22 protein-coding genes and 1 tRNA gene are annotated in these 21137 nt (G+C 70.6%); 16 read left to right on the plus strand and 7 right to left on the minus strand.

The window, feature by feature from the left end; translation table 11 throughout:
- Nucleotides 1–1559: PTS fructose transporter subunit IIC (locus NH287_RS07905; protein WP_253035157.1), on the plus strand; the 1559-nt coding region annotated here is incomplete at its 5' end.
- Nucleotides 1560–1593: 34 nt separating this feature from the next.
- The gene (locus NH287_RS07910; protein ID WP_064001929.1) at nucleotides 1594–1863 is read left to right on the plus strand and encodes an HPr family phosphocarrier protein; all 270 of its coding nucleotides are present in this window, start codon (nucleotides 1594–1596) and stop codon (nucleotides 1861–1863) included.
- Nucleotides 1864–1935: 72 nt separating this feature from the next.
- Here NH287_RS07910 and NH287_RS07915 read toward each other — a convergent pair whose 3' ends face one another.
- Entirely contained in the window at nucleotides 1936–2574 is a 639-nt protein-coding gene (locus NH287_RS07915; protein ID WP_253035158.1) for an MBL fold metallo-hydrolase, read from the minus strand.
- 114 nt (nucleotides 2575–2688) lie between these two features.
- On the opposite strand from NH287_RS07915, the gene NH287_RS07920 reads away from it, so the two are divergent.
- Nucleotides 2689–2764 (plus strand) — tRNA-Glu (locus tag NH287_RS07920).
- A gap of 61 nt (nucleotides 2765–2825) precedes the next feature.
- Here the strand turns inward: NH287_RS07920 and NH287_RS07925 are convergent.
- Both NH287_RS07925 and NH287_RS07930 read right to left on the minus strand, forming a co-directional pair.
- The gene (locus tag NH287_RS07925) at nucleotides 2826–3884 is read right to left on the minus strand and encodes a DUF4349 domain-containing protein (protein WP_253035160.1); all 1059 of its coding nucleotides are present in this window, start codon (nucleotides 3882–3884) and stop codon (nucleotides 2826–2828) included.
- On the minus strand, nucleotides 3881–4441 hold the full coding sequence (locus tag NH287_RS07930) for an RNA polymerase sigma factor (RefSeq protein ID WP_253035161.1): 561 nt from the start codon (nucleotides 4439–4441) through the stop codon (nucleotides 3881–3883). Before NH287_RS07930 ends, NH287_RS07925 begins: the two co-directional genes overlap by 4 nt.
- Before the next feature lie 104 nt (nucleotides 4442–4545).
- Here NH287_RS07930 and NH287_RS07935 point away from each other — a divergent pair, with 104 nt between their 5' ends.
- On the plus strand, nucleotides 4546–5631 hold the full coding sequence (locus NH287_RS07935) for a TerC family protein (protein WP_253035162.1): 1086 nt from the start codon (nucleotides 4546–4548) through the stop codon (nucleotides 5629–5631).
- A gap of 8 nt (nucleotides 5632–5639) precedes the next feature.
- Here the strand turns inward: NH287_RS07935 and NH287_RS07940 are convergent, their stop codons facing one another.
- Both NH287_RS07940 and NH287_RS07945 read right to left on the minus strand, forming a co-directional pair.
- Nucleotides 5640–6950, minus strand: a complete 1311-nt coding sequence (locus NH287_RS07940) for an LLM class flavin-dependent oxidoreductase (protein WP_253035163.1) — start codon at nucleotides 6948–6950, stop codon at nucleotides 5640–5642.
- Nucleotides 6947–8263: an O-acetylhomoserine aminocarboxypropyltransferase/cysteine synthase family protein gene (locus NH287_RS07945; RefSeq protein WP_253035164.1), complete on the minus strand. Its 1317-nt coding sequence runs from the start codon at nucleotides 8261–8263 to the stop codon at nucleotides 6947–6949. The genes NH287_RS07940 and NH287_RS07945 overlap by 4 nt, the downstream gene beginning before the upstream one ends.
- A gap of 226 nt (nucleotides 8264–8489) precedes the next feature.
- On the opposite strand from NH287_RS07945, the gene leuC reads away from it, so the two are divergent.
- The 6 genes from leuC (at nucleotide 8490) to NH287_RS07975 (ending at nucleotide 14844) form a co-directional block, all read left to right on the plus strand.
- The gene (gene leuC, locus NH287_RS07950; RefSeq protein ID WP_253035165.1) at nucleotides 8490–9932 is read left to right on the plus strand and encodes a 3-isopropylmalate dehydratase large subunit; all 1443 of its coding nucleotides are present in this window, start codon (nucleotides 8490–8492) and stop codon (nucleotides 9930–9932) included.
- 1 nt (nucleotide 9933) lies between these two features.
- Entirely contained in the window at nucleotides 9934–10530 is a 597-nt protein-coding gene (gene leuD / locus NH287_RS07955) for a 3-isopropylmalate dehydratase small subunit (RefSeq protein ID WP_253035167.1), read from the plus strand.
- A gap of 65 nt (nucleotides 10531–10595) precedes the next feature.
- Nucleotides 10596–11960 carry a UDP-N-acetylglucosamine 1-carboxyvinyltransferase gene (gene murA, locus NH287_RS07960; protein ID WP_064001938.1) on the plus strand — a complete coding sequence of 455 codons (1365 nt, stop codon included), beginning with the start codon at nucleotides 10596–10598 and terminating at the stop codon, nucleotides 11958–11960.
- A complete protein-coding gene (locus NH287_RS07965; protein ID WP_253035169.1) occupies nucleotides 11957–12727 on the plus strand; it encodes a lysophospholipid acyltransferase family protein in 771 nt (256 codons plus the stop codon). Before murA ends, NH287_RS07965 begins: the two co-directional genes overlap by 4 nt.
- The gene (locus NH287_RS07970) at nucleotides 12717–13859 is read left to right on the plus strand and encodes an NAD(P)H-dependent glycerol-3-phosphate dehydrogenase (RefSeq protein ID WP_253035170.1); all 1143 of its coding nucleotides are present in this window, start codon (nucleotides 12717–12719) and stop codon (nucleotides 13857–13859) included. Before NH287_RS07965 ends, NH287_RS07970 begins: the two co-directional genes overlap by 11 nt.
- On the plus strand, nucleotides 13765–14844 hold the full coding sequence (locus NH287_RS07975) for a D-alanine--D-alanine ligase family protein (protein ID WP_253035171.1): 1080 nt from the start codon (nucleotides 13765–13767) through the stop codon (nucleotides 14842–14844). Before NH287_RS07970 ends, NH287_RS07975 begins: the two co-directional genes overlap by 95 nt.
- 6 nt (nucleotides 14845–14850) lie before the next feature.
- Here the strand turns inward: NH287_RS07975 and NH287_RS07980 are convergent, their stop codons facing one another.
- Nucleotides 14851–15327: a DUF3515 family protein gene (locus NH287_RS07980; protein WP_253035172.1), complete on the minus strand. Its 477-nt coding sequence runs from the start codon at nucleotides 15325–15327 to the stop codon at nucleotides 14851–14853.
- Nucleotides 15328–15349: 22 nt separating this feature from the next.
- Here NH287_RS07980 and thiL point away from each other — a divergent pair, with 22 nt between their 5' ends.
- Entirely contained in the window at nucleotides 15350–16321 is a 972-nt protein-coding gene (gene thiL, locus NH287_RS07985; RefSeq protein ID WP_253035173.1) for a thiamine-phosphate kinase, read from the plus strand.
- On the opposite strand, the gene rsmD is transcribed toward thiL, so the two are convergent.
- Nucleotides 16291–16878 (minus strand): 16S rRNA (guanine(966)-N(2))-methyltransferase RsmD, encoded by a 588-nt coding sequence (rsmD, locus tag NH287_RS07990; RefSeq protein ID WP_253035174.1) that lies wholly within the window; start codon nucleotides 16876–16878, stop codon nucleotides 16291–16293. The genes thiL and rsmD overlap by 31 nt on opposite strands.
- Nucleotides 16879–16922: 44 nt before the next feature.
- On the opposite strand from rsmD, the gene NH287_RS07995 reads away from it, so the two are divergent.
- From NH287_RS07995 to rnc, 5 genes are read left to right on the plus strand one after another with little or no spacing between them, the layout of a single operon-like run.
- On the plus strand, nucleotides 16923–19070 hold the full coding sequence (locus tag NH287_RS07995; RefSeq protein ID WP_253035175.1) for an ATP-dependent DNA helicase RecG: 2148 nt from the start codon (nucleotides 16923–16925) through the stop codon (nucleotides 19068–19070).
- A gap of 38 nt (nucleotides 19071–19108) precedes the next feature.
- Nucleotides 19109–19606 (plus strand): pantetheine-phosphate adenylyltransferase, encoded by a 498-nt coding sequence (coaD, locus tag NH287_RS08000; RefSeq protein ID WP_217532052.1) that lies wholly within the window; start codon nucleotides 19109–19111, stop codon nucleotides 19604–19606.
- Between the two features lie 56 nt (nucleotides 19607–19662).
- Nucleotides 19663–20220: a DUF177 domain-containing protein gene (locus NH287_RS08005; protein WP_253035192.1), complete on the plus strand. Its 558-nt coding sequence runs from the start codon at nucleotides 19663–19665 to the stop codon at nucleotides 20218–20220.
- A 2-nt stretch (nucleotides 20221–20222) separates the two neighbouring features.
- Nucleotides 20223–20432 (plus strand): 50S ribosomal protein L32, encoded by a 210-nt coding sequence (gene rpmF, locus NH287_RS08010; protein WP_018188062.1) that lies wholly within the window; start codon nucleotides 20223–20225, stop codon nucleotides 20430–20432.
- Between the two features lie 10 nt (nucleotides 20433–20442).
- A complete protein-coding gene (rnc, locus tag NH287_RS08015) occupies nucleotides 20443–21135 on the plus strand; it encodes a ribonuclease III (RefSeq protein ID WP_253035176.1) in 693 nt (230 codons plus the stop codon).
- The last annotated feature ends 2 nt before the right edge of the window (nucleotides 21136–21137 follow it).

The following is a 21137-nucleotide window of genomic DNA, read 5'->3' on the forward strand; positions in this document are numbered from 1 at the left end:
CCGCCGCCGCCTCCGCCGACGGCGCGCTCCTGATCGACGGCCGCCCCGCGCGCATCGTCGCGGTCACGGCGTGCGCCACCGGCATCGCCCACACCTTCATGGCCGCCGACGCGCTGACGGCGACGGGGCAGAAGGACGGCGTCGACCTGACCGTCGAGCCGCAGGGATCGAGTGGCTACAAGGCCATCGACCAGCGCATCATCGACGAGGCCGATGCCGTCATCTTCGCCGTCGACGTCGACGTCCGCGAGCAGGCGCGGTTCGCCGGCAAGCCGGTCGTCCGCGCCGGTGTCAAGCGCGGGATCGAGCAGCCCGCGCAGATGATCCGCGAGGCCGTCGCCGCCGCGAAGAACCCGAATGCCGCGCGCGTGTCGGGTTCGGCGACGGCGAGCACGGCGTCCGCGGCCGCACCGACCTCTCTGGGCGGGGCGATCAAGCGCTCGCTCCTCACCGGTGTCAGCTACATGATCCCGTTCGTCGCCGGCGGCGGTTTGCTGATCGCGCTGGGGTTCGCGATGGCCGGCTATGAGATCGCCAACACCGCCGACGGCCAGGCGGTGAACAACGCGGTGTACACGCTGCAGAATTTCACACTGGCGAATTTGCCGCCCGAGGGGCTCCTGTACTACCTGGGAGCGGTGGCGTTCCAGATCGGTGGTCTGTCTTTCGGCTTCCTCGTGCCGGCCCTCGCGGGCTACATCGCCTACGGTCTCGCCGACCGCCCGGGCATCGCGCCCGGGTTCGTCGCGGGTGCAACGGCGGTATTCATGGGCGCCGGCTTCATCGGCGCCATCGTCGGCGGTCTGCTCGCCGGCCTCGCGGCGTGGTGGCTGAACAGCCTCGACGTACCGCGCTGGCTGCGCGGCCTCATGCCGGTCGTCATCATCCCGCTGCTCGGGTCGATCTTCGCCTCCGGGCTCCTGCTGCTCGTGTTCGGCGGACCGATCGCCGCACTCACGGTCGCGCTGAACGGCTGGCTCGCGGGGCTCACCGGGGCCGGCGTCATCCTGCTCGGCATCATCCTGGGTCTCATGATGTGCTTCGACCTCGGTGGCCCGGTCAATAAGGTCGCGTACGGTTTCGCGACGGCGAACCTCGCGGCGGGTATCGCCGGCGACGAGCGCTACCTGCAGATCATGGCCGCCGTCATGGCCGCGGGGATGGTCCCGCCGCTCGCGATGGCGCTCGCCTCGACCGTCCTCGGCCGCACGCTGTTCACGGCGCCCGAGCGTGAGAACGGCAAGGCCGCCTGGCTGCTCGGCGCCGCCTTCATCTCCGAGGGGGCGATCCCCTTCGCGGCCGCCGACGTGTTCCGTGTCATCCCGGCCATGATGCTCGGCGGTGCCGTGACCGGTGCGCTGTCGATGGCCTTCGCGGTCACTTCCCGCGCTCCGCACGGCGGCGTGTTCGTCTTCTTCGCGATTGACAACTTCTGGCTGTGGCTGGTCGCGATCGCGGCGGGCACCGTCGTCAGCGCCGTCGCCGTCGTGGTCCTGAAGCGCTTCGTCCGCCGCCGCCCGCTCGAGGCGGATGTGCCCGCCGTCGCCGTCACGGCATAGTCTCGATACACCGACTCAAGGAGGAAGATCCACCATGGCCGAACGGACCGCAACCGTCGCGAGCAGCTCCGGACTGCACGCCCGCCCCGCAAAGCTCTTCGTGCAGGCGGTCAAGGAGACGGGCGTGCCCGTCACGATCGCCGTTCCCGGTGGCCCCGACCAGAACGCCGGCAGCATCCTGACCCTCATGGGTCTCGGTGCGACGCAGGGCACGGTCGTCACGCTCAAGGCCGAGGGCGAGGGCGCCGAGGAGGCTCTCGACAAGCTCGTCGCCTTCATCGAGACGGATCACGACGCCGAGTGAGGCTCGACCCCCACGAACGACGGATGCCGCGGAGCGCAAGCCCCGCGGCATCCGTCGTTCGTGCGTGCGATGTCAGAGGTCGGTCGATTCTCCCGGATCGAGGGTGACGAACTCGCCGCCGTTCTGCTCGGTCGCCCACTTCAGCCGGTCACGGTGCATCGCGAGACCCGCGCGGGAAAGCGTCATGTCGTGCGTGCCGAAGGCGCGGCGCGGCTTCACGGCGAGCACGTAGTCCATCGCCTCGCCGATCTTGAGCCACGGTGCGCCGATGGGCGCCGCGAGCAGACCGACTTCGACGCCCTCGGGGACGGCGTAGGAGTCGCCCGGGTAGTAGAAGTCGTCGTTCACGAGGACGCCGAGGTTGTCGATGACGGGGATCGACTCGTGGATCACGCTGTGGGTGCCGCCGAAGAAGCGGAGTCGGAAGGGACCCAGCTCGAGTTCGTCGCCGACTTCCAGCGGGGTGACGTCGTAGTCGGATGCCGCGGTCACGACACCCGCAGGCCCGAAGATCGGCACACCCGGCGCCTGGGAGAGGAGGGCGTCGAGCTGGGCGGGGGTCCAGTGGTCCGGGTGCTCGTGCGTGAGGATCACGCCGACCAGACCGTTCAGATCGTCGAGGGGCAGGGTGAAGGAACCGGGGTCGATGAGGAGGGTCTTACCCTCGCTGTCGAGGCGGAGGCAGGCATGTTCGTGCTTCGTGACGCGCATCGTCCCAGTCAACTCACGAAGGGGGGCGTGAGGCAAGGGGGCGCCGATTTTGCACCGCTGTGAACGTCATGCATAATTGAACGGTTGCCTCCGCAGGGAGGGAACGAAAAGTACGGCCCCATCGTATAGCGGCCTAGTACGCCGCCCTCTCACGGCGGTAACGCGGGTTCGAATCCCGCTGGGGTCACCAGACAGACGACACCCCCGACCACCAGGTCGGGGGTGTCGTCGTTTCGGCGCGTCGCGGGGTTTCAGGCCTCCGGCGATCCGCTCCGCACCCGTGCTCGGCGTCGTGCCCGGCGCACCACCTGGACGACGGCGAGGACGATGCCGGCGACGACGAGCCAGGGGAGCAGGAATCCCAGACCGAGGACGATCCCGTTCACGGTCGCGACGAGCGCGTTCCATCCGGTCGTGAAACCATCGCCGAAACCCTGCGGGACGGCGGCGACGACCTCACCCGGCTCGGTGACGGTGATCGTGGCGCTCGAGAGGGCGACGTCGTCGGCCAGCGCGTCGGACTGCGCCCGGAGCGAGTCGAGCTCCGCCTGTCGCTGCGAGAGCGCCTCTTCGGCGGTCAGCAGGTCGGCCGTGGTGGCGGCATCCGAGATCAGCGACTCCAGGCGGTCGACGGAGGTCTGCAGCGCCGAGATCCGTGCGCGGAGGTCGGTCGACTGGGCGGTGACGTCCTCTCGCGAGATCTCCGAGGACCGGACCTCGCCCACGTCGTCGAGATCGGCGAGGAAGTCGCCCAGCGTGTCCGCCGGCACGCGCACGGTGATCCAGGTGCCGTCCGCAGAGGAGGTCGCGACGTCGCCCGACGACTCCGCGGACGGCGCAGCCGAGACGTTCATCGACTCGACGTACCCGCCGGCCGCGTCGGCGCGGTCACCGATCTCCCTGGCGGCGGCGGCCGGGTCTCCTGCTTCGAGGACGGTCGAACTGGTCGCGACGACCTCGCGCCCGGTGGCGGCGGTCGACCCGTTCTCCTCCGCGCCACCGCCCCCGTCGCCCCCGAGGTCCCCGTTCGCTTCGGGTGCGACGGCGCCGCCGGCACCCTCGTCGTACAGCCCCACGGATCCGCCCGCGCTGCTGCTCGCCCCCGTGCCGCTCAGAGCGGGTCCGACGAACCCGGCGACCACGATGACCGCGGCCGCGGCGCCCGTGTACCCCCAGGCACGTCGCCGCCGGCGCTGCGACTGCTCCGTCGAGCGCGAGACCTCGGCGCGGATGTCGGCGAACAGCGCGGCCTCGATGTCGTCCTGCCGCTCGGATGTGAGTTCGGGGAGCTCGAGGTCGGGCCCGGTCATGATCCCTCCGCTCCGACGACGGCGCGCAGCTTCGTGCGCACCCGCGAGAGGCGGTTGCGGACGACCGCGTGCGAGATCCCGAGCTCCGCGGCGGCGGCGGCGTACGCGTAGCCTTCCGTCGCGCACAACCGGAAGATCTGCTGGTCGAGGGGGGAGAGGGTCCCGAGCTCCGCCATCACACGCTCGGCCAGGTCCCCGCCGATCACCTGATCCTCGACGTCGACCGTGGCCGGGAGCGTCTCCTCGACCGCCCCGGCGGTGTGCAGCCGGTCGCGGCGCTGCCGCCGCATCCGGTTCGCGCTCTGGAACCGGCAGATCGTGACGAGCCACGGCAGCAGCGATTCGCTGACGAGATCGAGCGTCGGCAGTCGCCGCCACGCGACCAGGAAGGTCTCCTGCATGACGTCCTCCGCATCGGCCGTGTTCCCGAGGAGGCCATGGGCGAGCCAGTACACCGGCCTCGCGTAGGCGCGGTACAGCTCGCGGAAGGCCTGCTGATCGCCACCCGCGGCGGCGGCCACCAGGTCCGCGTCACGCCTCGCGAGCGGGTCGGCCATGGCATCCTCGTTCGTTCTGTCGATGGGGGAGTGTCGCGTCACGGGGGATCGTCTCAGACACCTCGAAAGGTACTCTGGGGGACGCCCCCGCATGAAAGGCCCTCATGGAGCTCCCCCTCTGGTTCGAGGTCGGCTCGCTGGTCGTGCTGACTCTCATCCTCGTCGCCGACCTGCTGCTGATCATCAAGCGTCCGCACGTCCCCTCGACGAAGGAGTCGACGCTCTGGGTCGTCTTCTACGTGGCCCTCGCGCTCGTGTTCGCGCTGATCATGCTGGTCGTGACGGACGTCGACTACGCCGGTCAGTTCGTCGCCGGCTGGCTGACGGAGTACAGCCTGTCGATCGACAACCTGTTCGTGTTCGTCCTCATCATGAGCCAGTTCTCCGTGCCGCGAGCGGCGCAGCAGAAGGTGCTGATGGTGGGCATCATCATCGCGCTGATCCTGCGCGGCATCTTCATCCTCCTCGGTGCCGCGATCATCGAGCAGTTCAGCTGGGTCTTCTACCTCTTCGGGCTCTTCCTCATCTACACGGCCTGGAAGCAGGCCTTCTCGAATGAGGACGACGAGGACGAGGAGAAGAAGGAGAGCTTCGTCGTCCGCCTGCTCCGCCGACGCATGTCGATCAGCGAGGAGTACGACGGCGCGAAGGTGCGCACCGTCATCGACGGCAAGAAGGTCTTCACGCCGATGATCATCGTGTTCGCCGCCCTCGGCATGACCGACCTGCTCTTCGCGATCGACTCGATCCCTGCGATCTTCGGCATCACGCAGAGCGCCTTCATCGTCTTCACCGCGAACATCTTCGCCCTGATGGGCCTGCGGCAGCTCTACTTCCTGCTCGGCGGTCTGCTCGACCGGCTGAAGTACCTGCACTTCGGCATCGCGTTCATCCTCGCCTTCATCGGCGTCAAGCTCGTCCTGCACGCGATGCACGAGAACGAGCTGCCGTTCATCAACGGCGGCGAGCACATCGAGTGGGCGCCCGAGATCTCCACGTGGGTGTCGCTCGGGGTGATCGTGGCCTCGATGGTCGTCGCGACCGTCGCCAGTCTCGTCGCCGCGCGTCGGGAGGGGCTGCGCGAGCCCGTTCCGGCGACGGGACCGACGCCCGTCGGCCACGCCGAGGACGTCGCCGCCGAGCAGGGCACGCCTTCGACCGTCGACCCCCGCCCGTCGCGGGAGGACTGAGGGGCGCCTCAGAACGCTCGCAGGTTCGCCCGGAGGGTCGGTTCGTACTCCCGGCGCAGGATGCCGCGGCGTCGCAGGATCGGGACGAGCTCGTCGAGCGTGCGGTGCACGGTCACAGGGTGCAGGTCGCCCCAGAGCAGCACGCCGTCATTGCCCCACGCGCCGTACTCCTCGATGCGGTCGGCGAGCTCGTCGGCGGTCCCGACCCAGCCGGAGCCGTCGCTCAGACGGCCGAGGCGTGCGTGCGCCGCGAGGATCCGTCGCAGGGGTGCGTCGTCGTCGTGGTCGCCCACGAGTCGGCGGATGCTGCCGTGCGAGACGTGATCCCCGAAGATCCCCCGATCCAGCGGCCGGTCGAGGTCCAGGGCCGTCAGGTCCGTCTCGAGGTCGCTCGACTGCCGTTCCGCGATCCGTCGGAGCGTCGCATCGTCCGGTTCGAGCGAGGCGGCGACGATCCGGTCCGCCTCCTCGGCGGAGGAGACCACGATCGGCTGGATGGCGAAGAGGATCGTGATGTCCTCGGCCAGCCGACCCGCCGCCACCGCGGCGTCGTGGATGCGGCTGCGGTAGCCGCGGACGGAGTCCTCGGTCATCGGCGCGAGAGCGAGCTGCACGTCGGAGTTCGCCCCGGCGAAGCCGAGGCCCCGCGGTGAGCCGCCCGGAGACACGATGACGGGTTCCCCGTCAGTGAACGGGATCGCGTTGAGGGGGCCGTCGAACGCGTAGTACTCACCGCGGTGGATCGTGGGTTCGAGCCGAGTCCCGTCCGCGTACCGACCGGCGGCGGGATCGGCGATGAGCGATCCGTCGGGCCAGCTCCGCCAGAGCGCCCGTATCGCCGACATCCACTCCTCGGCGCGGTCGTACGCGGCGTCGTGACCGAGCTGCGAAGAGGTCGAGAAGTGGCGGGCGCTGCCGGTGTCGGTGACGACGTTGAGTCCGAGGCGGTGCCCACTGAGGTGCTGCAGCGTCGCGAACTGCCGGGCCGCCGTGTACGGGAGGGTTGCGGCGGGGTTCACCGTGGGCACGATTCCGATGCGTTCGGTCGCCGCGAACAGGTAGGGAGCCAGCAGCAGGGGGTCGAGCTTCGGACCGCCGAAGGCCTGGCGCACCCGCAGGTCGATCGTCTCGGCCGAACCCAGCGACGGCGCGTCCTCGATGATGAGCAGATCGAACCCCGCCTGCTCGAGGGTCCGGACGGCGTCCTGGTATAGCGCGGGGGAGGTCCAGTCGTACCCCCAGTCGAGGTACGGGTGGCCCCATCCGTGCGGGCCGAAGCCGCGCGCGAGGAACCACCCGAAGTGCTGCGGGCGGCTCATGCGAGCACCGCCGCATCGTCCCGGACGGCGGATGCCGTCGCCGCGAGCGCTTGGTCCAGATCGGCCAGCAGGTCGTCGAGGTCCTCGATGCCGATGGACAGCCGCAGCGTGCCGGGGTGGACGCCCAGGGCCGCGCGCTCGGCGGGGGAGCGCCGGGCGTGGCTGGTCGTCGCCGGATGCAGCACGAGCGAGCGGACGTCGCCAAGGTGCGTCATGTGGGTGATCACCGAGACCGCTTCGACGAACGCCCGCGCAGCCGGCAGCCCGCCGCGGAGCGTGACGGTGAAGACCGAGCCGTACCCGCCGCGGAGGGAGGTCCGCGCGAGGTCGTGGGTGGGGTGCGAGGCGAGCCCGGCGTAGTCGACCGACGCCACCTCGGGGCGGTCGGCCAGCCACCCGGCGACGGCGAGCGCGTTCTCCGATTGGCGCTGCACGCGGAGGCTGAGCGTCTCGATGCCCTGACCGATGAGGAATGCGGTCAAGGGGGAGGGCGTCGGCCCGTACCGCGGTGCGACGCTCTCCCGCAGGTGGGCGATGCGCGCGCGCCCGCCGTGCCGCTCCCAGACGCTCGGCGTGCGCGCGCCGCTGTCGACGAGGTGCGGGAAGAGGTGGCCGGAACGGGATGCGTCGAACCGTCCGTCGTCGACGATCACGCCGCCGAGCACGGCGCCCTGCCCGGCGAGGAACTTGCTCGCCGAGTGGACGACGATCGCGGCGCCGTGTTCGAGGGGACGCAGCAGATACGGCGTCGCGAACGTGTTGTCGACGATGAGGGGGATGCCGGCGGCGTCGCCGATCGCGGCGACCGCCGCGATGTCCAGGACGTCGTTGCGGGCGTTGGCGATCGACTCGCCGAGGAGCACGCGCGTCTCCGGGCGGATCGCGCGGCGCCAGGCATCCGGGTCGTGGATGTCGTCGACGAAGGTCGTCTCGATCCCGAGTCGGGCCAGGTTGTCGACGAGCAGGCCGCGGGTGCCCTCGTAGATGTGCGTCGAGCTGACGATGTGCGATCCGGCGGTGACGAGCCCGAGCAACGCGACGGCGAGGGCTGCCTGTCCCGACGCGAGGAGGACCGCCTCGGCACCGCCCTCGAGCGACGCGAGCTTGCGCTCGACGGCGTCGACGGTGGGGTTGCCGGTGCGGGTGTACCCGTACCCGTCGCCGGCCCCGAAGTGGGCGGCGGCGTCGTCGAACGAGTCGAAGGTGAAGCCTGCCGTGAGGTGGATCGGCAGGGCGCGCGGGGTCGCCGGCGCGGCATCCGTCCCCACGTGGACCTGTCGCGTCGTGAACCCTCCGGTGGTCCGCTCCGTCATCGTCGTCTCCCGTCCCTCAGGGCACACAGCGTGCCACGGGGCGGCGCGCGAGCCCCGATCGTGAGACGCGGTGTTACGCCGCCGGCTCGTCTCGCCCCGTCCGGGCCGGTGGTAGTCTGGCGCGGTGCGGACCGCTCGACTCCTTATCGGCCGCGACGAGACCTCGCTCTGAGCCCTCTCTCGTCGCGGAGGCTGTCGCGGGCGCCATCCGACATCAGGAGACACCATGAGCACGATTCCCGACCGTCCCCGGACCCTCGCCGAGAAGGTGTGGGACGACCACCTCGTCGTGAAGGGTGAGGACGGCAGCCCCGACCTCATCTACATCGACCTCCACCTCGTCCACGAGGTGACGAGTCCGCAGGCGTTCGACGGCCTCCGCGCCGAGGGCCGCCCCGTGCGCCGCCTCGACCTCACGATCGCGACGGAGGACCACAACACCCCGACGCTCGAGATCGACAAGCCGATCGCCGACCTGACGAGCCGTACGCAGATCGAGACACTGCGACGCAACGCCGCGGAGTTCGGTGTGCGGCTGCACTCGCTCGGAGACAAGGAGCAGGGCATCGTCCACGTCGTCGGCCCGCAGCTGGGGCTGACCATGCCCGGCATCACCGTCGTGTGCGGCGACTCGCACACCTCGACGCACGGTGCGTTCGGCGCCATGGCGTTCGGCATCGGGACGAGCGAGGTAGAGCACGTCCTGGCCACCCAGACCCTGCCGCTGAAGCCGTTCAAGACGATGGCCATCACCGTCGAGGGGACGCTCAAGCCCGGCGTGAGCGCGAAGGACATCATCCTGGCGATCATCGCGAAGATCGGCGCGAACGGCGGGCAGGGGTACGTCCTCGAGTTCCGCGGCTCCGCCATCCGTTCGCTCTCGATGGAGGGCCGGATGACGATGTGCAATATGTCCATCGAGGCCGGCGCCCGCGCGGGGATGATCGCGCCCGACGAAACGACGTTCGCCTACGTCAAGGACAAGCCGCACGCACCGCAGGGCGCGGACTGGGACGAGGCGGTCGCCTACTGGCGGACCCTGCCGTCCGACGAGGGAGCCGTGTACGACGCGGAGGTCTTCCTCGACGCCGACGAGCTCGAGCCGTTCGTCACCTGGGGCACCAACCCGGGTCAGGGCGTGACCCTGAGCGGTGTTGTCCCCGATCCGGCCGAGATGACCGATCCGAACGAGCGCGCCGCCGCGGAGCGCGCCCTCGAGTACATGGACCTGACCCCCGGGACCCCGCTGAAGGACGTGCAGGTGGATGCCGTCTTCATGGGCTCGTGCACGAACAGCCGCATCGAGGATCTCCGCCAGTTCGCGTCGATCGTCCGAGGCCGGACCAAGGCGGACGGGGTCCGCGTCATGGTGGTGCCCGGCTCGGCGCGCGTCCGGCTGGAGGCCGAGGCGGAGGGGCTCGACAAGGTCTTCACCGACTTCGGCGCCGAGTGGCGTTTCGCCGGATGTTCGATGTGCCTCGGGATGAACCCCGACCAGCTCGCCCCGGGGGAGCGGTGCGCCTCGACGAGCAACCGCAACTTCGAGGGACGCCAGGGCAAGGGCGGTCGCACGCACCTCGTCTCGCCCCAGGTCGCCGCCGCGACCGCCGTGCTCGGGCGCCTCGCGAGCCCGAGCGATCTCGACGCACTCGCACTGACGGAGGCCTGACATGGAGAAGTTCACCCGCCACACCGGTGTCGGCGTCCCGCTGAAGCGATCCGCCGTCGACACCGATCAGATCATCCCCGCCGTCTACCTGAAGCGCGTCACCAAGACCGGCTTCGACGACGCGCTGTTCGCCAACTGGCGCCAGGACCCTGCATTCATCCTCAATCAGGACGCGTACCGGAACGGCTCCGTCCTCGTCGCCGGACCCGACTTCGGCACCGGGTCGAGCCGTGAGCACGCTGTGTGGGCCCTCCGCGACTACGGCTTCCGTGTGGTGCTGAGCACCAAGTTCGCCGACATCTTCCGCGGCAACGCAGGCAAGCAGGGACTCGTCACGGGCGTGGTCACCGAGGAGGTGCTCGAGGCGATCTGGGCGGCCCTCGAGGCGGAGCCGGGGCGCGAGGTGACCGTCGACCTCGAGACACGCACGGTGCAGGTCGGCGACGTCCAGGCCCCGTTCGACATCGACGATTACACTAGGTGGCGGCTTCTCGAAGGGCTCGACGACATCGGGCTCACCCTGCGCAGCGAAGACAAGATCGCGCAGTTCGAGGCGCGCCGCGAGGCGTGGCGGCCGCGGACGCTCCCCGTCCGCTGATCGGCCCGCGCCCCGCACAACGGGGCCGACCACGCTTCCTCGACACCAGTAATGAGGTCCCACCGATGAACACACTTCTCAGCGACTCCGCGTCGACTCCCGCCAGCGGCGGCAGCACCGGTCAGACGCTCCGGATCCGCGGCGGTCGACCGCTGCGCGGCCGCGTCGAGGTGAAGGGGGCGAAGAACCTCGCCACGAAGGCGATGGTCGCCGCCCTGCTGGGCGAGACGGCGAGCATCCTCCGGGACGTGCCGGACATCAGCGACGTCCACGTCGTCCGCTCACTCCTCGAGGTCCACGGCGTCCGGGTCGAGGACCTCGAAGACGGTGTGATCCGCCTCGACCCGAGCGGTGCGGTGTCGGCCCACATGGAGGAGATCGACGCGCACGCGGGGGCGTCCCGCATCCCGATCCTGTTCTGCGGACCGCTGCTGCACCTCCTCGGCCAGGCGTTCATCCCCGACCTCGGGGGATGCCGCATCGGCGACCGTCCGATCGACTTCCACCTCGACGCCCTCCGCTCGTTCGGTGCCATCGTCGACAAGCTGCCCAGCGGCATCCGCCTGTCGGCTCCCGACGGCCTGCACGGCGCGAACATCGAGCTGCCCTACCCGAGCGTCGGCGCGACCGAGCAGGTGCTCCTGACCGCGGTTCGCGCCAAGGGCACGACGGAGCTGCGCAACGCCGCCATCGAGCCCGAGATCATGGACCTGATCGCAGTCCTCCAGAAGATGGGCGCGATCATCTCCTACGAGCCCAACCGGGTCATCTTCATCGAGGGCGTCGAGTCGCTGCGCGGGTACGACCACCGCAGCATCTTCGACCGGAACGAGGCGGCGTCCTGGGCGGCGGCCGCCCTCGCGACCGACGGCGACATCTTCGTCGGCGGAGCCAAGCAGCAGGAGATGCTGACGTTCCTCAACGTCTTCCGCAAGGTGGGCGGCGACTTCGACATCGCCGAGGACGGCATCCGCTTCCGTCGCGGCGGCCCGCTGAAGCCCGTCATGGTCGAGACCGACGTGCACCCCGGCTTCATGACCGACTGGCAGCAGCCCCTCATCGTGGCGCTCACACAGGCCGAGGGCGAGTCCGTCGTCCACGAGACGGTGTACGAGAACCGTCTCGGCTTCACGCGCGCCCTCGTCCAGATGGGCGCCGACATCGTGGTCCACCCCGACGGCATCGCGAGCTCCGACCGCCGTGTGCCGCGTCGGGCGCTCGAGCAGGCGGCCGTCATCAACGGCCCGACCCCGCTGCACGGCGCGGACGTCGTCGTGCCCGACCTCCGCGGCGGGTACTCCTACGTCATCGCCGCCCTGGCGGCCGAGGGCGAGTCGACCGTGCGCAACATCGGGATCATCCGTCGCGGCTACGAGAAGTTCCTCGAGAAGCTGACCGATCTCGGCGCCGACTTCGACGTCACGGAGTGAGCGCGGTGGCTCCTCGTCGCCGCGCCTCCCCGGAGAAGACCCGCCCGAGCGTCTTCTGGCCGGCGGCGATGATCGTCGTACCCGCGACCGGCTGGTTCGCGAAGATCGAGATCGAGGGCGGCGAACACCTTCCCCGTGAGGGCTCCTACATCCTCGCGCCCAACCACTACAGCGAGTTCGATCCGGTGATCATCGCGGTCGCGACCTGGCGGCTCGGCCGTGCCCCGCGCTTCATGGCCAAGGAGAGCCTGTTCCACGTGCCCGTCCTCGGCTGGCTGCTGCGGGCGACGGGGATGGTGCCGGTGGCCCGGGCATCCACCTCCGCCGCGGCGAAGCAGACCCTCGCGCAGTCGAACGCCCTGGTGGCGGCGCAGCGCGGCGTCATCGTCTACCCGGAGGGGTCGCTCACGCGCGACCCCGACATGTGGCCGATGCGCGGCAAGACCGGCGCCGTCCGGCTCGCGCTGTCCGCGCCCGAACCGCTGCCGGTCATCCCCGTGGCGACGTGGGGCGTGCAGGAGATCCTGCCGCGGTACGGCCGTCTGCGCCTGTGGCCGCCGCGTCGCCGCGTCCGCGTCCTGCTGGGCCCGCCCGTCGACCTGTCCGCCTTCACCGACACCACGCTGGCGACGCTCACCGCGGCGACGGATGCCGTCATGCGCGACATCTCGATCCTGCTGGGACGCCTGCGCGGCGTCCAGCCTCCCGCCGAGCGGTGGAACCCGGCCCAGCACGGTCAGAAGGAGACGGGTCGCCTTGACTCCTAGGGAAGCGTCGCGCCGCGAGGCAGCGGCGCCCCGCGTCGCCGTGCTCGGTTCCGGAAGCTGGGGGACGACCTTCGGCAAGGTGCTCGCCGACGGCGGCGCGGACGTCGTCATGTGGGCCCGCCGCGCCGAACTCGCCCACGAGATCCGCGAGGGCAAGCGCAACTCGCAGTACCTGCCCGGAATCAACCTGCCGCGCGGGCTGTCGGCCACCCACCACCTCGCCGAGGCGCTCGACGGTGCGACGCAGGTCTACATCGCGATCTCGAGCCAGGCGCTCCGGCAGAACCTGAAGGGCGTCCGCCCTCTGCTCGCGACGAACGACGCACCGATCGTGTCGCTGATGAAAGGCGTGGAGAAGAAGACCGGGCTCCGGATGAGTCAGGTCCTCGAGCAGGAGCTCCACTGCGACCCGGCGCGTATCGCCGTGGCATCCGGACCCAACCTCGCCCTCGAGATCGCACGCGAACAGCCGACGGCAGCCGTCATCTCGTCGTCGAGCCAGGAGACCGCCGAAGCCGTCGCCCGCATCTCGCGCAACCGCTACTTCCGCACCTTCGTGAACACCGACGTCATCGGGACCGAGTTCGGCGGGGTGCTGAAGAACCTCATCGCCGTCGCCATCGGCATCGTCGACGGGGTCGGCTACGGCGAGAACACCAAGGCGTCGATCATCACGCGCGGTCTCGTCGAGATGACCGATTTCGCCGTCGCGCAGGGCGGGCAGCCCGAGACCCTGCAGGGCCTCGCCGGTCTCGGTGACCTCATCGCGACGTGCCAGTCCCCGCTGAGCCGCAACAACACGGCGGGCCGGCTGCTCGGCCAGGGGTACAGCTTCACCGAGGTCGTCAAGCAGATGGACCAGACGGCCGAGGGGCTCGCGTCGGTGGCACCGGTGCTGCAGTTGGCCCGCGAGGCCGGCGTCCACATGCCGATCGTCGAGCAGGTCAAGATGGTCCTCGACGGCACGATGAATCCGCGCGACATCGCACCGCATCTCACGACGGATGACGACGAGCCCACCGAGGAGAGGACTCAGAATGGTTCAGGCGGCAGTGGTTCTGCTCTTCGGCGGGCGTTCCAGCGAGCACTCGATCAGTTCCGCCACAGCGGGGGGCGTCCTCCGCGCGATTGATCGCGAGCGCTACCGGGTCATCCCGGTCGGGGTCACCCGCGAGGGCGCGTACGTCCTCGAGGACGACGATCCCGACAAATTCGCGCTGAACGCCGATCGGCTGCCGGAGGTCGTCGACAACGGCACCCGCATCGTGTGGCCGGAGTCGACCGTCGAGCGGGAGCTCTCGGTCCGTCGCCCCGACGGGACCGTCGAGTCCCTGGGGGATATCGACGTCGTCTTCCCGATCCTGCACGGCCGCTTCGGCGAGGACGGCACGGTGCAGGGGTTCCTCGAGCTCCTCGACCTGCCGTACGTCGGTGCGGGCCTGCTGATGTCCGCCATCGGCATGGACAAGCACACCACCAAGAGCATCCTTCAGGCGGCCGGGGTGCCCGTCGTCCCGTGGGTCACGGTGACGCGGGCGGGCCTCGAGCGCGACGGTGACCTCTGGCGTCGCCGCATCCGCGGCCTCGGACTGCCGGTGTTCGTCAAGCCCGCGCGTGCGGGATCGAGTGTCGGGGTGTCCAAGGTCACCGACTGGGACGAACTGGATGCCGCGCTCGAGACCGCCTTCGCGGAGGACTCGAGCGTGCTCGTCGAGCAGGCCGTCACCGGCCGCGAGATCGAGTGCGGCGTGCTGCAGGGGCGCGACGGCGGCGACCCGCGAGTCAGCGTCGCCGGCGAGATCGTCGTCAGCGGTCGGGCCTTCTACGACTTCGAGGCGAAGTACCTCGGCGCCCCCGGCATCGACCTCGTCTGCCCCGCGGAGCTCCACGACGGCGAACTCCGCGAGATGCAGCGGATCGCCGCCCGTGCGTTCGAGGCGGTCGGAGGGCAGGGGCTATCGCGGGTCGACTTCTTCTACACCGGCACCGAGTTCTTCGTGAACGAGGTGAACACGATGCCGGGGTTCACGCCGATCTCGATGTTCCCGACGTGCTGGATCGAGAGCGGGCTGAGCTATCCCGAGCTCATCACCGAGCTGATCGAACTGGCGCGCTGATCCAGCTCACGGGACGACGTCGGATGCCGCGACGCACTGTCCCGTGGTCTCGAACCGCTTCGTGATGAGGCGGCTGACGGCGCTCACCGGACCGCTCGAGCTGACCTCGTCGTAGTTGATGATGAGCTGGATCGCCGGTTCGCGGCCGTAGGTCGTGATGCGGTACAGCGGTGCCCGCGAGTCGTCGACGACCCAGTCGACACCGTCGACCGTCACGCAGGGAAGCTCCGACGGACCGAGGGGCGGGACCCCGCACGCGAGCTGCACGGTCGTGGGGTCGCCCCAGGCGGCGGTCGACTGCGCGTCGGTCCAGCGCCGCGGCTGGTCGCCCAGGTCGTCGGGCAGCCGCACCATGACCTCCGCGCAGCGCGGGTCGTCGGCTCCGGGGGCGGCCTCGACCGCCACCGTCGACGAGCACCCCGACAGTGCCGCGACACCGGCGACGAGGAGGGCGAGCGCGACGGTCGAGCGGGTCCGGGGCATCGCTCCAGGCTACCGTGGAGCCATGGGTGAGCTCCGTGTGCGCGACGTCTCCGAAGCGGAGCTGCTGCGCCGCATCCTGCGCGTCCTCGGACCGCTCTCGCGCGCCGAGGTGGGCCCCGGTGATGACGCCGCGGTCCTGGCCGTCCCGGGCGGCCGCGTCGTGGCGACGACCGACACCCTCGTCCACGGTCCCGACTTCCGATTGGCGTGGACGTCGCCGCGGGACCTCGGATACAAGGCCGCCGCCGTCAACCTCGCCGATGTCGCCGCGATGGGCGCGCGCCCCACGGCTCTGCTCGTCGCCCTGGCCCTGCCGGATTCTCTCCCCGCCGCCTTCGTCGACGACCTCGCGGCGGGGTTCCGCGACGCACTCGACGAGCTGGCACCCGGGTGCGCAGTGGAGGGCGGGGACCTGACCGTGTCCGACACCCTCACCGTCGCCGTCACCGCCCTGGGCGTCCTGGACGGCGTCTCGCCGGTGCTCCGCTCCGGAGCGCGGCCGGGTGACGACGTCGCCGTCGCGGGCGGGCTCGGCGCGGCGGCCCGCGGCCTCCGCCTGCTGTTCACCCGCTTCCGCGACGACGAGGCACGCCCGGTCGCCGTCGACCTCGCTGTCCTCACCGAGCAGGAGCGCCGGGACCTCTCGGCTCAGCTCCGGCCGCAGCCGCCGGTGCGGCTGGGGCTCGCTGCCGCGCGAGCCGGCGCGACCGCCCTCATGGACGTCTCGGACGGCCTCATCCTCGACGCGACCCGACTGGCGGACGCCTCCGAGGTGACGCTCCTCATCGAGGCGGACCTCGGTGACGACGCGCTCTCCGGCGGCGAGGACCACGCGCTGCTCGCGTGCTTCCCGGCCGGCACCGCGCCTGCCGGCTTCACCGTGATCGGTCGTGTCGCGCAGCGGCGGGAGGCGCCCGTCCTGATCCGGGGCGTCGCGCCGGACGGTCTCGGCGGGTGGGATCCCTATTCGGACTGGGACGCGGCGCTCGGCTGACCCGATCGCGCGAGCCACCACAGCGTCGTGTCGCCGTACTTCTTGCTGCGGTCGACGACGAGACCGTCGGGCAGGAGCGGCTCTCCGGAGCGCGTCGCGCGTTCGACGACGACCGTCGCGGCGGGGGTGAGCCGCGGCACGAGCAGCCCGAGCGTCGTCGACACCTCGGCATCCGTCATGTCGTAGGGCGGGTCGACGAACACGAGGTCGAACGCGGGTCCGCCGGCCCGCAGGAACGTGTCGGCGGCGGACCGGTGCACGGTCAGCCGGCGCCCCGGGAGGCTGGGCCCCACGGCGCGGACGTTGCGGTCGATGACGGATGCCGCGCGCGGCGCGCGCTCGACGAGGTCGGCCGACGCGGCCCCGCGGCTCACCGCCTCGAGACCCAGCGCTCCCGACCCCGCGTAGAGGTCGAGCACGGCAGCCCCGGCGAGCACGTCGCCGGCGTCGAGGGCGCCGAAGAGCGACTCGCGCACGCGCTCGCTCGTCGGCCGCGTGCCGGCGCTCGGCACGACCAAGGGCAGTGAGCCGGCGTCTCCCGCGATGATCCTCGTCACCCCGCCACGATAGCGGCGTCCGCGCCCGCTCCTAGACTCGAGGCATGCCGTCGTACTCGCTCGCCACACCGCTCGCCGAGGCGGTCGGCGACACGCTGGCGAAGGGGCTGCGTCGAGCGTTCCAGATGACCACGGTGGGCGACCTGATGGCGCACTACCCGCGACGCTTCGCGAGCCGCGGCCAGTTGACACCGATCGCCCAACTCCCGGTCGGCGAGCTGGTGACGATCGTCGCCGAGGTGCTCTCGGCGACGACACGGCAGATGCGCGGTCGTCGCGGCGAGATCGTCGAGGTCCTGATCGGCGACGGCAACGGCACGATGTCCCTGACGTTCTTCGGGCAGTCGTGGCGGGTGAAGGACCTGCGTGCCGGGCGCCAGGGGATCTTCTCGGGCAAGGTGGGGGAGTACCGGGGGCAGAAGCAGCTGACGCATCCCGACTACGAGCTCTTCGACGACGAGGGCACGGCCCGGCTGAGCGCCGAGGCGTGGCACAACGTCCCCATCCCGATCTACCCGGCCACGAGCACGTTCTCCAGCTGGCAGGTCAAACGCTGCGTCGACCAGGTGCTGACCGGGCTCGGCGAGGTGCCCGAACCGCTCCCCGACGCCTTCCGCGCCGCGCAGGGCCTGCTCGATGCCCGGACGGCGCTCGTGCGCATGCACGCACCGGAGTCCTTCGACCAGATCGGTCCGGCGCGCGAGACCCTGCGGATGCACGAGGCGTTCGTCCTGCAGGCGGCGCTCCTGCAGCAGCGGCAGTTCGTGCGCATGATGTCGGCGACCGCGCGCCCCGCGGGCGACCTCCTCGAGCGTTTCGATGCCGCGCTGCCCTTCGAGCGCACCCCCGATCAGCACACAGTGGGCGACCGCATCGCGGCGGACCTCGTCGGCGAGTGGCCGATGAACCGGCTCGTGCAGGGGGAGGTCGGCTCCGGCAAGACGCTGGTCGCGCTCCGCGCCATGCTCCAGGTCGCCCAGTCGGGCGGCCAGTCCGCGCTCATCGCCCCCACCGAGGTGCTGGCGGCGCAGCACGTCCGCTCGATGGCACGCATGCTCGGACCCGCGCTCGCACCGGAACTGATGCCGACACTCCTCACGGGTCAGCAACCCGCCGCGGAACGCCGTCGCGCCGCCCTGCGGGTGGCGTCGGGCCAGGCGCGCATCGTCGTCGGGACGCACGCGCTCCTCAGCGAGTCGACGACGTTCGCCGACCTGGGTCTCGTCGTCGTCGACGAGCAGCACCGGTTCGGCGTCGATCAGCGCGAGACCCTCCGCGCGAAGGGGAGTTCCCCGCACGTCCTCGTGCTCACGGCGACGCCCATCCCTCGCACCGTCGCGATGACGGTGTTCGGCGACCTCGACGTCTCGACGATCCGGACGATGCCGGGCGGCCGGGCGGGCATCTCGACCTTCGTCGCGCCGGTGGGGGAGAAGCCGGGCTGGTTCGCTCGCGTCTGGGAGCGCGTGGCCGAGGAGGTGCGGCTCGGACGGCAGGCCTTCGTCGTGTGTCCGGCGATCGACGCGTCGACCGAGACGGACGAGGACGAACCCGTCGAGGAGGCCGAGCCCGGCCGCACCCGCTGGGGCGTCCTGCAGGCGGCGGCGCTCCTCGAGAGCCACCCGGACTACCGCGACATCCGCGTCCAGATCCTGCACGGCAAGATGCCCGCCGATGAGAAGGATGCCGTGATGCAGGCGTTCGCCCGCGGCGACATCGACGTGCTCGTCGCGACCACCGTGGTCGAGGTCGGCGTCGACGTCCCCAACGCGTCCACCATGGTCATCCTCGAAGCAGACCGCTTCGGGGTGTCCCAGCTGCACCAGCTCCGCGGTCGCGTCGGCCGCGGTGCGGTCCCCGGGCTCTGCATCCTCGTCACCGAGGCCGATCCCTACACCCCGGCCCGCGCTCGCGTGGGGGCGGTCGCGGCGACGACGGACGGTTTCGAACTCGCCGAGGTCGACCTCGACCTGCGGGGCGAGGGGGACGTGCTGGGCGATGCGCAGTCGGGCGTCCGCTCGTCCCTGCGACTGCTGCGTGTCGTGGCGGATGCCGATCTGATCGCCACCGCCCGCGCCGAGGCCGAGCGTCTTCTCGCGGAGGACCCGGCCCTGGATCGCCACCCGGGCCTCGCTGCGGCCATCTCCGGGCGCGTGAGTCACCGCGAGCGTGCCGCCCTCGCGAAGAACTGACCCGCTCCACGTCGTGTCGCATCGTTAGGCTCGTCGATATGAACAACCGGATCGCCGTCGTGCCCGGCTCCTTCGACCCGCCGACGCTCGGCCACCTCGATGTGATCCGACGCGCGGCCGCCCTCTACGACCAGCTGCACGTCCTCGTGGTCCACAACCCGGGGAAAGAGGCGATGCTCCCGATCGCGCAGCGACTGACGCTGCTCGAGCAGTCCATCGCCGAGAGCGACATCGAGGGTGATGTCGTCGTGGCGGCATGGAGCGTCGGGCTGCTCGTCGATTACGCGACGGACGTGGACGCGGGGGTGCTCGTGAAGGGGATCCGTTCGCAGGTGGATGTCGCCTACGAGACGCCCATGGCGATCGTGAACCGCCACCTCGCCCACGTGGAGACCGTGTTCCTGCTGCCCGATCCCGCGCACGCGCTCGTCTCGAGCTCGCTCGTGCGCCAGGTGGCCTCGCTCGGCGGTGACGTGTCCCCGTTCGTCCCGGCTCCGGTCGCGCGATTCCTCGACACGGGAGCCCACCCCGCCTGATCCGGCCCGCCGGCGTCCGCGCACGCGTACGATGGACGACCGTGGTCAGAAAGCGTGTGAGCGGTCCGTTCGTCCTCCCCGTCCGCGACATCGTCCGGGCTCCCGGTGAGATGCGCGAGTTCGAACTGCGGGTCCCCGCACCGGAGAAATGGGGAGAGGGCCTCGCCTTCGTCCGCGCGGGGGGAGAGGTCGAGGTCGACGTCCGTCTCGAGTCGGTGCACGAGGGCATCCTGGTCACTGCCGAGATCGCCACGACCTACGACGGCCAGTGCAGCCGTTGCCTCGTGGACCTGACACACCCCCTCGAAGTCGAGTTTCAGGAGCTCTTCGGGTATTCTGGGGATGAAGCGACTGACTTCGAGGTTCAAGACGACCACGTGGATCTTGAAACTCCTGTCAGGGATGCGATCGTCCTGTCGCTTCCGTTCCAGCCGGTGTGTCAGCCGGATTGCCCCGGACTAGATCCGTCCACGGGCGAGAGGCTGACCGGAGCACCGGTCCCGGAGACTCAGATCGACCCGCGCTGGAATGCGCTGGCCGCCTTGTCGGCCCGAACCCCAGACCACGACGACGAGGCCACGCGCCCCGACGCCGACGACACAGAGAAGAGCTGACCATGGCAGGTAACCCCCCGAAGCGGAAGGTCTCCCGCTCCAACACCCGTTCGCGCCGCGCGCAGTGGAAGGCCGAGGCCCCCACGCTCGTCAAGACCATCGAGAACGGCAAGGTCGTCTACAGCCGTCCCCACCAGGCGAAGGTCGTCACCGACTCGCAGGGTACGGAGCTGTTCCTCGAGTACAAGGGCCGCAAGGTCGCCGACATCTGATCGTCGCGTCGTGACGGACGCCGCCACCGATCACTCGGTGCTCACACACAAGCTCGGGGTCGAGATCGACCCCGAGCTTGTGTCGCTTGCGTTGACACATCGTTCGTACGCGTACGAGCACGGCGGTATCGCGCACAACGAGCGTCTCGAGTTCCTCGGCGACTCGATCCTCGGCATGGCCGTCACCGTCCACCTCTATCGGACGCACCCCGACCTGGATGAGGGATCCCTCGCCAAGCGGCGGGCGAGCGTCGTCTCGACCGTCGCTCTCGCGGAAGTCGCCCGCGGCATGGGCCTCGGTGCGCACCTGCGGCTCGGCCGGGGCGAGGACCAGACCGGCGGGCGCGACAAGGATTCGATCCTCGCCGACACCACCGAGGCGCTCATCGGGGCCGCCTACCTGTCCGCCGGAATCGAAGCGGCGACCGCCCTCGTCCTGCGCCTGGTGTCCCCGTTGATGGCGGACCCCGAGCGGTACGGCGCCGCGATGGACCCGAAGACAAGCCTGCAGGAACTCGCCGCGCGCCTGGGCTATGCGGCACCGACGTACAGCGTCGAGGCGGCGGGACCCGATCACCACCGGGTGTTCACGGCGACGGTGGCCGTCGGCGAGGTCTCGCGGACCGGCGGCGGTTCGAGCAAGAAGCAGGCTGAGATGGCGGCAGCGCTCTCGGTCTGGCGCGAACTCTCCGCGCGGGCCTGAGT

Origin of the sequence: Microbacterium sp. CnD16-F, from assembly GCF_024124465.1 — a bacterium.
Lineage (GTDB): Bacteria > Actinomycetota > Actinomycetes > Actinomycetales > Microbacteriaceae > Microbacterium > Microbacterium gawkjiense.